Below are 12000 nucleotides of genomic sequence, written 5' to 3' on the forward strand. Positions count from 1 at the left end.
CTATAGGGCTCCTCAGTGGCTCTTGGCCAGGTTGTCACCCGCAGGTTGCTGGGCCGCCACGTTGGTCGCCGGCGCAGCGCTTACCTCTACGCCCGGACGCACGAACTGCAGGCCTTCGGTGATCAGGCGGTCGCCGGGGTTGAGGCCTTCGCTGACCAGCCAGCGGTCGCCGACGGTGCGTTCTGCCTTCAGGTGGCGCAGCTCGACCTTGTTCTCGGCATTCACCACCAGGGCGGTGGCCTGGCCCTTGAGGTCGCGGGTCACGCCTTGCTGCGGCGCGAGGATGGCCTCCTGCTTGACCGCCGAGCCCAGGCGGGCATGGACGAACATGCCCGGCAGCAGGGTGTGCTCCGGGTTCGGGAAGACCGCGCGCAGGGTCACCGAGCCGGTGCCTTCGTCCACCGAGACTTCGGAGAACTCCAGGCTGCCCTCGTGCGGGTACTCGCTGCCGTCTTCCAGCAGCAGGGATACCCTGGCGCCGCTGTCGCCGGCCTTTTCCAGCTGGCCCTCGGCCAGTTCCCGGCGCAGGCGCAGAAGATCCTTGGTGGACTGGGTGACGTCGACATAGATCGGGTCGAGCTGCTGGATGGTGGCCATGGCCTGGCTCTGGCCGTTGCTCACCAGGGCGCCTTCGGTAACCGCCGAACGGCCGACGCGGCCGGAGATCGGCGCCAGTACCTTGGTGTAGCGCAGGTCGATGCTGGCTTTCTCCAGCGCGGCCTCGGCCTGCAGGCGGGCGGCCTGGGACTCGTCATAGGCCTGCCGGCTCACCGCCTGGTCGCTGACCAGATCCTTGTAGCGCTCGGCCAGGGACCTGGCCGACGCCAGGCTGGCCTGGGCGCTCTTGTAGGTGGCGGCGTAGACGGACGGATCGATCTGGTAGAGCTGCTGGCCGGCCTTGACCTCGCTGCCTTCGGTGAACAGGCGCTTCTGGATGATGCCATCCACTTGTGGACGCACCTCGGCAATGCGGAAGGCTGCGGTACGGCCCGGCAGTTCGGTGGTCAGGGTGAAACTCTGGGGCTGGAGGGTCACGACGCCGACCTTGGGCGTCTGGGCGGGCGGCGGAGCCGAGGCTTCCTGGCAGCCGGTCAGGGCGAGCGTGGTCAGTGCGATGGCGGAAACCAAGGCGGCAAAGGCTGGCTTCATGGGCATCTGAAGGGACCTCATTTTTGGGGGGACAGCCTTCTAACGGAAAGCTGGGCGCAGGGCAGGTTGTGGATTCTTGCGAAGGCGAACGAATATACTTACATGCGTGAATGTTTGTAAATTGAATCTTCTGTTGTCGATGTCAGATTTTATTACCGTGCAGTGAAGATTTTTCCTTTGAGAGCAATCAGATAGGTCCCAGCGGCGAATGGCCAGACGTACCAAAGAGGAAGCCGAAGAAACCCGCGTGCAGATACTCGATGCCACTGAGCGGGTATTTCACGAGAAGGGCGTTTCCCGTTCCTCGCTGGCGGAAATCGCCGCTGCCGCGGGGGTCAGCCGCGGCGCCATCTACTGGCATTTCGAGAACAAGAACGACCTGTTCCAGGCCATGCTCGAGCGCATCCGTACGCCGCTGGAGGAGCTGGCCCGCGCCAGCGAGAGCGAAGACGAGCCCGATCCCCTCGGGCGCATGCACCAGCTGATGGTGCGCATGCTCAGGCGTGTGGAACTGGACCCGCAGAGCCGGCGCATCCACGAAATTCTCCGGCACAAGGTGGAATACACCAAGGAACTGGGCGATCTGCGCCAGCAGATGGAAGACCAGAGCCTCGAATGCGATCAGCGCATCGCCAAGGCGCTGCGCAATGCAGTAAGCCGTGGCCAGTTGCCCGCCGACCTGGATTGCCGCCGTGCCGCGATCAGCGTGCATGCCTATTTGGAGGGCATCCAGACCAACTGGCTGCTGGTGCCGGAGCGCTACTCGCTGGCCGACGAGGCCGAAAACCTGGTGAACAGCCTGATGGACATGCTCAAGTCCAGCCCCGCGCTGCGAGTCAGGGCGAACTGAACCTTCAAGGTATTGCGATCTCGCGGGCGGCGGTGCGTGTGCGGTTCGCTTCGCGGTTGATGCCGGGCGCGTTGGGCCTCGCTGCGCTCGGACCAACCTACGGGGCGGCTGCTGTGCGGCCTCGCCGGGCGATTGGTCGCACCGCATAGAGGCACGTTATCCATTCCGTGTCGGCCATACCATCAACGCTATACGTCATTTATCCGGCGCCAGTTTCGTTGTCGGGACGGCTTCCACGCCCGGCCGGAATTTCCCCAAAAGTGGGTCAAGCTGCTCTGGAACGGGCCTTTCGGACTTTATGAGAAGAACTCTCGTCTGAATGCCTCATGTCGCTGGTCGGGGTTAATCCCGCAGCCGTCCGGCAGACGGGGTCCGGCTCTGGCGGTGCGCCGGAGTCTTGGCTAAGCCTGTCTGTAGGCTTCTGCGGGGGCAGCGGCGTTTTGCTCCGCGGGCTCGAACTACAAGAAGGCGGCCGGACATGGCCGAACCCATCACCCATCCAGTAGAGCGCCGAGATGAAGAATTTCTCGCAGCCCCGTACCGAGTTGTCCGAAGCCCTGAATCGCCTCCGCCACACGTTCTTCGTGGTGGGCGGCTTCAGTGGCGTCATCAACCTGATGATGCTCGCGCCCGCGCTCTACATGCTGCAGGTCTACGACCGAGTGCTGGCGAGCAGCAACGTCACCACCCTGCTGATGCTGACGGTACTGATGCTGGGGCTGTACATGCTCATGGCACTGCTGGAGGTGGTGCGCTCGGCCGTGTTGATCCGCCTCGGCAACCGGCTGGACATGAGCCTGAACAAGCGGGTCTTCAATGCTTCCTTCGAGCGCAATCTGCGCCGTGCCGGCGGCAATCCGGCGCAGGCACTGCAGGACCTGTCCCAGGTTCGCCAGTTCCTTACCGGCAATGGCCTGTTCGCCTTCTTCGACGCGCCCTGGACGCCCATCTACCTGCTGGTGATCTTCCTCGTGCACCCGCTGCTGGGCGTCATCACGCTGACTGGTTCGGTGATTCTCTTTTCCCTGGCCCTGCTCACCGAAGTGATGACCCGTGGCCCGCTGATGGAGGCCAATCAGGCGGCCATGACGTCTGGCTCCTTCGCCAACAACAACCTGCGCAATACCGAAGTGATCGAAGCCATGGGCATGCTGCCGGCGATTCGCGAGCGCTGGTATGGCAGCCACCAGCGCATCCTCGAAAAACAGACCCAGGCCTCCGATCGCGCCGCTTACATCAACGGTGCCAGCCGCTTCGTGCGGGTCACTCTGCAGTCCCTGATCCTCGGTGCCGGTGCGCTGCTGGTGATCAAGGGCGAGATCACCGCGGGGATGATGATCGCCTGTTCGATCCTCAGTGGCCGCGCCATGGCGCCGGTGGAACAGGCCATCGGTGTCTGGAAGCAATTGCTCTCGGCCCGTGGCTCCTGGGAACGCCTGTCCAAGCTGCTGCAGGACTTCCCGGCGCGCAAGGACGCCATGGCCCTGCCCAAGCCCCAGGGCGCGCTGTCGGTGGAGCAGGCCACGACGTCCGCCCCCGGCGGCGTCGTCAGCATCCTGCGCGGGATCAGTTTCGGCCTCGCGCCCGGCGAAGCCCTCGGCATCATCGGCCCCTCGGCCTCCGGCAAGTCCACCCTGGCGCGCCTGCTGGTGGGCGTGTGGCCGGCGCAAGCGGGCAAGGTGCGCCTGGATGGTGCCGACATCTACCAGTGGAACAAGGAGGAACTCGGCCCCTGGATCGGCTACCTGCCGCAGGACGTGGAACTGTTCGAAGGCACCATCGCCGACAACATCGCCCGCTTCGGCGAGATGAACAGCGAGGAGGTGATCCTCGCCGCCAAGCGTGCCGGGGTGCACGACATGATCCTGCGTTTCGAGAAGGGCTACGACACACCGCTCGGCGTGGATGGCAGCCCGCTGTCCGGTGGCCAGAAGCAGCGTATCGCCCTGGCCCGGGCCATCTATGGCGACCCCTCGATGATCGTGCTCGACGAGCCCAACGCCAACCTCGACGACCTGGGTGAAGCGGCGCTGGTCGAAGCGATCCTCGATCTGAAGAAACGCGGCAAGACACTGGTGCTGATTTCCCATCGTCCCAGCGTGCTCAGCACGGTGGACAAGGTCCTGTTGCTGCGCGACGGCGCCGTGCAGTTGTTCGGTCCTCGTGAAGAGGTCTTCGCGGCGCTGCGTCAGGCCAGCGTCATGCCCTCCGTGGGTACGCCGAACCTGGCATCGATGCGGGCCAAGGAGTAATCGATCATGCAAGAGGAAAGCGAAAGCAAGGCCCTGGTAAGGGTCGAACAACCGACAGTGGTGGACCTGGACGCCAACCGCCCGGCCCGCTGGGGCGTGTGGATGGTGCTGGCCGGATTCGGCGGCTTCCTGGCCTGGGCCATCTGGGCCCCGCTGGACGCCGGCGTGGTGGCCAACGCTACGGTCAACGTCACCAATGCCCGCAAGACGGTGCAGCACCTCACCGGAGGCGAGGTGGACGCCATCCTGGTGCGCGAAGGCGACCGGGTGCGCGCTGGTCAGGAACTGGTGCGCCTGGACCCGACCCAGGCCATCGCCGAGCAGGGCGCCCTGAGTTCCCAGTACATTGTCGCCAAGACCGTGGAAGACCGCCTGACGGCCGAACGCGATGGCGCCGACACCGTCACCTTCACCCCGGAACTGCTGGAGCGCTTCGGCGGCGACCCACGGCTGCAAGAGGCCATCGCCCTGCAGCAGCGGCTGTTCCACACCCGGCGCAAGGCCCTGCTGGGGGAGATCAGCATCCTGCATGAAAACCTCAATGGCGCCGAGGAACAGCTCAAGGGCCTGCGCCAGGTGCAGGCCACCCGTGCCAGGCAGTCGAAGCTCCTGGGCGAGGAGCTCGAAGGCGTGCGCAGCCTGGCGGCGGAGGGCTATATCCCGCGCAACCGCATGCTGGAGCTGGAACGCAACGCTTCGGAACTGAACGGTTCCCTGGCGCAGAACATCGCGGACATCGGACGCACCCGCAACCAGATCGCCGAATTCAAGCTGCGCATTCTCCAGCGCGAGCAGGACTTCCAGAAGGAAGTGGAATCCCAGCTCACCGATATCCAGAGAGAGACCACCTCCCTGGCCGAACGTCTGCGTTCGGTGGACTATCAGGTGGATAACACCGTGATCCGCTCGCCCATCGACGGCGTCGTCCTTGGCCTGACCATCACCACCGTCGGCGGCGTGATCCAGCCCGGCCAGCGGCTCATGGACGTGGTGCCGGACAGCGAGCCCCTGCAGGTGGACGCCCAGGTGCCGGTACAGGCCATCGACAAGATGGTCCCTGGCCTGTCGGTGGATATCACCTTCCCGGCCTTCAACCATGCGCAGACGCCGAACATTCCCGGACGGGTGCTGACGGTCGCCGCCGACCGGCTGGTGGACGAAGCCAGCAAACAGCCCTATTACTTGACCCAGGTGGAAGTGACCGAAGAAGGCATGAGGATGCTCGGGCCGAACAATATCCGGGCAGGCATGCCGGCCACCGTAACCATCAAGACCGGCGAGCGCAGCCTGATGAGCTACCTGATGAAACCGCTGCTGGTCCGTGTCGGTAACGCATTCAAGGAGCAGTGAAATGGGAGCCCGGATGGCCATAGCCGGTTTTCTCGGAGCTGTCGCCCTGCCCGCGACGGCCATGGACCTGAGCGAAGCCTGGAACGTCTACCAGAACCAGGGACCGACTTATCTGGCTTCGGTACACGAGCGCCAGGCCGGCCAGGAATACAAGGAACTGGGCAAGGCCGGCCTGCTGCCGAACATCAATGCCACCGCCTACTGGAAACGGGTCGATGGCACCAGTGAACAGGACAACATTCTCGGGCGCTCCGTGGAGAGCGACCTGGAGTACGACTCAAGGGGGGCGGTGGTGGAATTGCGCCAACCTCTGTTCAACAAGCAGAGGATGGCCGAGTACCGCCAGGGCAATCAGCGCACCCTGTTCAGTGACGCGGTATTCGACGCCAAGACCCAGGAATCGGCGGTCAGCCTGGCCAGCCGTTATTTCTCGGTGCTGCTGGCGCTGGAAACCATCGAGCTGGCCAAGGTGAAGCTGAAGAACCTGGAACAGCAGGTGCTGGCCGCCAAGCGGCGCTTCCAGCTGGGCGACGGCACCGTGATCGACGTCGACCAGGCCTCTGCCCGGCGCGACCTGGCCCAGGCCGAGCTGATCGAGGCCGAGGACAACCTGCTGGTGGCGCGGCGCCTGTTGCAGGAACTGCTCGGCGTGGTGCCCGAGGAAATGTCCACCCTGCGCACCGAGTTCCCCACGCCTCCGCTGGAGCCGCCGACCCTGCAGGACTGGATCAGCGATGCGCGCGCCAACAACCCGACCATCATCGCTCGCAGTCGCAGCCTGGACATCGCCGAGGAAGAGGTGAACCGGGCCAAGGCCGGGCACTGGCCGACCCTGGATTTCGTCGCCGCCTACAACGATTCGGAAAGCGACTCGGTTTCCACCCAGAACCAGACGAACAAGTACGGCTCGGTGGGCGTGGAATTTCGCATGCCGATCTTCGCCGGCGGCGCCACCAACGCCCAGGTGCGCCAGGCGAGCGCCAATCGGGAGCTGGCCAACGACCAGCTGAACTCCAGCCGCGAGGAAGTGTTGTCGGGCACCATCCGTGAGTTCCATGGCGTGCAGAGTGGCGAACAGCGGGTACGGGCACTGGAAAAGGCGGTGGTTTCCAGCGAGCGCGCCCAGGAATCGGCGCGCAAGGGCTTCCAGGCCGGTACCAGTACCAACCTGGATATCCTCAATGCCGAGGAACAGGCCTTCATCGCCCGCCGCGACCTGGTGGAGGCCAAGCTGCGCTACCTGCTGTCGCGCTTGCGGCTGGCCTCTGCGGTGGGGTTGCTGGGGGAAGACGATATCCAGCAGGCCAACGCCTACCTGGGACCATCGCTTTCGATGCGTCCGTGAGGCGTGGCGGGGGAGAAGTCCCCCCTCTCCCTTTGGGAGAGGGGCCGGGGGTGAGGGCAGTGCCGGACCGCACGGCGCTGGGCATGGTCACGTTGGGTTTCGTTCCTCTACCCAACCTACTGGGTAGGTTTCCTCAGCGCGCAGCACTCACCCCTTCGAGCGTGGCGAACGAAGTGTCCTTGGCCGTCAGCAGGAAGTCGCGCATGAAAGGCGCATCCAGCATATCGGCGCGGATCGCCGCGTAGAGCGTGCAATACAGCCCCTTCTCACCGAGGCGCTTGGCCGTGACATAACCCCGCGAGCTGTATTCGTGCAATGCCCAGTTGGGCAGGCAGCAGACCCCGCGGCCGCTGGCCACCAGCTGCATCATCATCACCGTGAGTTCCGAGGTGCGCACCTGGGCCGGTTCCACGTCAGCCGGTTCGAGGAAGCGGGTGAAGATGTCCAGGCGGTCGCGTTCCACCGGGTAGGTGATCAGGGTCAGGCTGGCCAGGTCCTCGGGCACGATGAAGGACTTGTTCGCCAGGGCGTGCTGGTTATCCACCGCCAGCAGTGCCTCATAGGTGAACAGCGGCACGTAGGTGATCCCCGCCAGGTCCACCGGGTCGGCGGTCACCACCAGGTCCAGGTCGCCACGGGCGAGGGCGGGCAGGGGGGCGAAGGAGAAGCCCGAAGCCAGGTCCAGCTCCACTTCCGGCCAGGCATCGCGGAACTGGTCGATGGTGGGCATCAGCCACTGGAAGCAGCTATGGCACTCGATGGCCATGTGCAGCCGGCCCGCGGTGCCGCCGGCCAGGCGCGCCAGGTCGCGTTCGGCGCTGCGCAGTTGCGGCAGGACGCTGTCGGCCAGTTGCAGCAGGCGCAGGCCGGCGCTGGTGAAGCGCACGGGCTTGGTCTTGCGCACGAACAGCGGCATGCCGAGGCGTTCTTCCAGTTCCTTGAACTGGTGGGAGAGGGCCGATTGGGTCAGGTGCAGGCGTTCGGCCGCTTCCACCAGGCTGTCGGCTTCGCGCAGGGCGTGCAGGGTCTTGAGATGGCGCAGCTCGAGCATGGCGGCTCTCCATGAGCAGAATTTGAGATGAACACGAATTTGTTGAGTTTGTCTCAAGTGGTCAGGGCTGTCGACAATCGCTCCATCATTTGCATGGAGATTTTCAACATGGCCCTGTCCCACTCCCTCGGCTTCCCGCGGATCGGTCGCGACCGTGAACTGAAGAAGGCACTGGAAGCCTTCTGGAAGGGCGAGCTGGACGAAGCCGGCCTGCGTGCGGTCGGCCGCCAATTGCGTGCCGAGCACTGGCAGTTGCAGAAGGACGCCGGCATCGACCTGCTGCCGGTAGGCGATTTCGCCTGGTACGACCAGGTGCTGACCCATTCCCTCACCTTCGGCGTCATCCCCGAGCGTTTCCGCTCCCATGACGGCAAGGCGGGCCTGCAGACCCTGTTCGCCATGGCCCGTGGCCTCAGCAAGGGCTGCTGCGGCGGCGCCCATGCCCAGGAAATGACCAAATGGTTCGACACCAACTACCACTACCTGGTCCCCGAATTCACCGCTGACCAGCAGTTCGCCCTGAGCTGGGAGCAGCTGTTCGAGGAGGTGGATGAAGCCCGCGTCCTGGGCTACAACGTCAAGCCGGTGCTGATCGGCCCGCTGACCTACCTCTGGCTGGGCAAGGCCAAGGGCGGTGACTTCGACCGGCTGGACCTGCTGGAGCGGCTGCTGCCGGTGTATGGCGAGATTTTCCAGCGCCTGGCCGCCCAGGGAGTGGAATGGGTGCAGATCGACGAGCCGATCCTCGTGCTGGACCTGCCCCAGGACTGGAAGAACGCCTTCGAGCGCGCCTACAACCTGCTGCAGAAGGAACCCCTGAAGAAGCTGATCGCCACCTACTTCGGCGGCCTGGAAGACAACCTCGGCCTGGCTGCCAGCCTGCCTCTGGACGGCCTGCACATCGACCTGGTGCGCGCGCCCGAGCAGTTCCCGACCATCCTCGACCGCCTGCCGGCCTACAAGGTGCTGTCCCTCGGCGTGGTGAACGGCCGCAACGTCTGGCGTTGCGACCTGGAAAAAGCCCTCGACGTGCTGCGTCATGCCCATGAGCGCCTGGGCGAGCGCCTTTGGGTTGCGCCGTCCTGCTCGCTGCTGCACAGCCCGATGGACCTGGCCCGGGAAGACGGCCTGGATGCCGAGCTGAAGAGCTGGCTGGCCTTCGCCGTGCAGAAATGCGAGGAAGTCGCCGTGCTGGCCCGCGCCCTGAGCGAGCCCGAAGCCCCGGCCGTGCTCGACGCCCTGGCCGCCAGCCGTGCGGTACAGGCCAGCCGCGCCGCCTCGCCGCGTATCCACAAGCGGGAGGTGCAGGCCCGTGTCGCCGCCCTGAAACCGGAAGACAGCCAGCGCACATCGCCCTTTGCCGTGCGCATCGAGCGGCAACGGGCGCGTCTGCAGCTGCCGGCCTTCCCCACCACCACCATCGGCTCCTTCCCGCAGACCTCCGCGATTCGACTGGCGCGGCAGGCCTTCAGGCAAGGCAAGCTGTCGGCGGCGGAGTACACCGAGGCCATGCACAGCGAAATCCGTCATGCGGTGGAGGTGCAGGAGCGACTGGGCCTCGATGTGCTGGTGCACGGCGAGGCCGAACGCAACGACATGGTGGAATACTTCGCCGAGCAGTTGGACGGCTATGCCTTCACCCGCTTCGGCTGGGTGCAGAGCTACGGTTCCCGCTGCGTGAAACCAGCGGTGATCGTCGGTGACCTGAGCCGCCCACAGGCGATGACCCTGGAGTGGATCCGCTACGCCCAGGGCCTGACCGCCAAGTGGATGAAGGGCATGCTGACCGGGCCGGTGACCATGCTGATGTGGTCGTTTCCGCGTGAGGATGTGTCGCGCGAGGTGCAGGCCCGCCAGCTGGCGCTGGCCATCCGCGACGAGGTGCTGGACCTGGAAGAGGCCGGCATCGGCATCGTGCAGATCGACGAAGCGGCCTTCCGCGAGGGCCTGCCGCTGCGCCGGGCCCAGTGGCAGCACTATCTGGACTGGGCCACCGAAGCCTTCCGCCTGACCGCCAGCGGCGTGCGCGACGAGACCCAGATCCATACCCACATGTGCTACAGCGAATTCAACGATGTAATCGAGTCCATCGCCGCCATGGACGCCGACGTCATCACCATCGAGACCTCGCGCTCGGACATGGAGCTGCTGGATGCCTTCGAAGCCTTCGCCTATCCGAATGAGATCGGGCCGGGCGTCTACGACATCCATTCACCGCGCGTGCCGGACAGCGCCGAGATGGCCGCGCTGCTGCGCAAGGCCGCCGAACGCGTTCCCGCCGAGCGCCTGTGGGTCAATCCTGATTGTGGCCTGAAGACCCGCGCATGGCCGGAAACCGAAGCGGCCCTGGTGAACATGGTGGCGGCTGCCCGGCAGTTGCGCGCGGAGTTCGCCTGAGGGAAACGCCGGGCAGGCCTGCGGTCTGCCTGGCGAATGAATTCGCCCCAACAGGCGGGCACCAAAGCATGACGCGTATGCGGACTGCCCCCCTCTCCTCTTCAGGGAGAGGGGCTGGGGGTGAGGGATTCCCAGACCGACTCGGAGTCAGCCCATTTCGCGAATGAATTCGCAAACAACTGGGAGCCTTCCTTATCGCTCGGCCGATCTTCGTCCCGTGTACCTGCTGATCGGCGTGGTACGAGGTTCGTAGGAGCGAGCTTGCTCGCGAAGGTTTTGTTCGCGAGCAGAGCTCGCTCCTACAAGAGCAACAGCTCTCAGCCGCGGTAGTAGCGCTGCGGCACGAAGGGGGTCTTGGCGACCTTCATGGCCACGCGCTTGCTGCGCACCAGGGCCCAGACTTCGCTGTCCAGGGCGGCGTGGCTGGCGGCGACGTAGCCCATGGCCACCGGGGCGCCGAGGCTGGGGCCGAAGCCGCCGCTGGAGACGCGGCCGATCACCGCGCCGTCGGCATCGACGATCTCCGCGCCTTCACGCACCGGCACGCGCTCCTGTGGCAGCAGGCCGACGCGCTTGCTCGGCACGCCGTCGCGCTGCTGGGCGAAGATTTGGCCGGCGCCGGGGAAGTTGCCGGCGCGCAGGCCATCGACGCGGCGGGCCTTGGAGATGGCCCAGGTCAGGCTGGCCTCGATCGGCGTGGTGGCGGTGCTCATGTCGTGGCCGTAGAGGCACAGGCCGGCTTCCAGGCGCAGCGAGTCGCGGGCGCCGAGGCCGATGGGCTGGACTTCCGGCTGCTTGAGCAGGGCACGCGCCAACGCGTCTGCATGCTCGACCGGAACAGAAATTTCGTAGCCATCCTCGCCGGTGTAGCCGGAGCGGCTGACGTAGCAACTCACGCCCAACAACTCGAGTTGGGTGAACTGCATGAAAGTCAGACCGCTTACGTCCGGCGCCAGGCGGCTCAGCGCCTGAGCGGCCTTGGGCCCCTGCAGGGCGAGCAGGGCGCGGGACTCGAACAGCGATTCGATTTCGCACTGCTCGCCGAGGTGTTTGCGCAGGTGCGCCAGGTCCTGCTCCTTGCAGGCGGCGTTGACCACCAGGAACAGCGTGTCGTCCGCCAGGCGGGCGACCATCAGGTCGTCGAGGATGCCGCCGTTCTCGTCGGTGAACAGTGCATAGCGCTGCAGGCCCACCGGCAGATCGAGGATGTCCACCGGCACCAGGCTTTCCAGGGCGCGCGCGGCGTTCTCACCCCGCAGGAGGATCTGGCCCATGTGGGATACGTCGAACAGGCCGGCCTGCTCGCGGGTATGCAGGTGCTCCTTGAGCACGCCGAGCGGGTACTGCACCGGCATGTCGTAGCCGGCGAAGGGCACCATGCGCGCGCCGAGTTCGAGATGCAGGGCGTGCAGCGGGGTTTTGGCGAGGTCAGTCATGTAGAACTCCAAAGTGAAAGGCGGTCCGGGGCGGGTTTCCCTCACCCCCGAGCCCTCTCCCAAAGGGAGAGGGGAGAAAAAGCATCAGCATTCGATGATGTTCACGGCGAGGCCGCCGCGGGCGGTTTCCTTGTACTTGCTCTTCATGTCGGCGCCGGTCTGGCGCATGG

The 12000-nt window shown here is 65.4% G+C and carries 9 protein-coding genes; 5 read left to right on the forward strand and 4 right to left on the reverse strand.

Going from position 1 to position 12000, the window contains the following annotated elements; genetic code table 11:
- Nucleotides 1–12: 12 nt before the first annotated feature.
- Nucleotides 13–1155 (reverse strand): efflux RND transporter periplasmic adaptor subunit, encoded by a 1143-nt coding sequence (locus ACFW0B_RS18250; RefSeq protein WP_449150414.1) that lies wholly within the window; start codon nt 1153–1155, stop codon nt 13–15.
- 202 nt (nt 1156–1357) lie between these two features.
- Here ACFW0B_RS18250 and ACFW0B_RS18255 point away from each other — a divergent pair, with 202 nt between their 5' ends.
- From ACFW0B_RS18255 to ACFW0B_RS18270, 4 genes are all read left to right on the forward strand, one after another.
- Complete coding sequence (locus ACFW0B_RS18255) at nt 1358–1999, forward strand: TetR family transcriptional regulator (RefSeq protein ID WP_449150415.1); 642 nt, start codon at nt 1358–1360, stop codon at nt 1997–1999.
- Nucleotides 2000–2514: 515 nt separating this feature from the next.
- Entirely contained in the window at nt 2515–4251 is a 1737-nt protein-coding gene (locus ACFW0B_RS18260) for a type I secretion system permease/ATPase (RefSeq protein ID WP_449150416.1), read from the forward strand.
- A 6-nt stretch (nt 4252–4257) separates the two neighbouring features.
- On the forward strand, nt 4258–5601 hold the full coding sequence (locus ACFW0B_RS18265; protein ID WP_449150417.1) for an HlyD family type I secretion periplasmic adaptor subunit: 1344 nt from the start codon (nt 4258–4260) through the stop codon (nt 5599–5601).
- A 1-nt stretch (nt 5602) separates the two neighbouring features.
- Entirely contained in the window at nt 5603–6946 is a 1344-nt protein-coding gene (locus ACFW0B_RS18270; protein ID WP_449150418.1) for a TolC family outer membrane protein, read from the forward strand.
- Nucleotides 6947–7079: 133 nt separating this feature from the next.
- Here the strand turns inward: ACFW0B_RS18270 and metR are convergent, their stop codons facing one another.
- A complete protein-coding gene (metR, locus tag ACFW0B_RS18275) occupies nt 7080–7997 on the reverse strand; it encodes a transcriptional regulator MetR (protein WP_449150419.1) in 918 nt (305 codons plus the stop codon).
- Between the two features lie 108 nt (nt 7998–8105).
- On the opposite strand from metR, the gene metE reads away from it, so the two are divergent.
- Nucleotides 8106–10394 (forward strand): 5-methyltetrahydropteroyltriglutamate--homocysteine S-methyltransferase, encoded by a 2289-nt coding sequence (gene metE, locus ACFW0B_RS18280; RefSeq protein ID WP_449150420.1) that lies wholly within the window; start codon nt 8106–8108, stop codon nt 10392–10394.
- 317 nt (nt 10395–10711) lie between these two features.
- Here the strand turns inward: metE and gcvT are convergent, their stop codons facing one another.
- On the reverse strand, nt 10712–11830 hold the full coding sequence (gene gcvT, locus ACFW0B_RS18285) for a glycine cleavage system aminomethyltransferase GcvT (protein ID WP_449150421.1): 1119 nt from the start codon (nt 11828–11830) through the stop codon (nt 10712–10714).
- An 84-nt stretch (nt 11831–11914) separates the two neighbouring features.
- Nucleotides 11915–12000: hypothetical protein (locus ACFW0B_RS18290; protein ID WP_449148735.1), on the reverse strand; the 86-nt coding region annotated here is incomplete at its 5' end.

It is taken from the genome of Metapseudomonas phytobenefica (genome assembly GCF_043392685.1).
GTDB lineage: Bacteria > Pseudomonadota > Gammaproteobacteria > Pseudomonadales > Pseudomonadaceae > Metapseudomonas.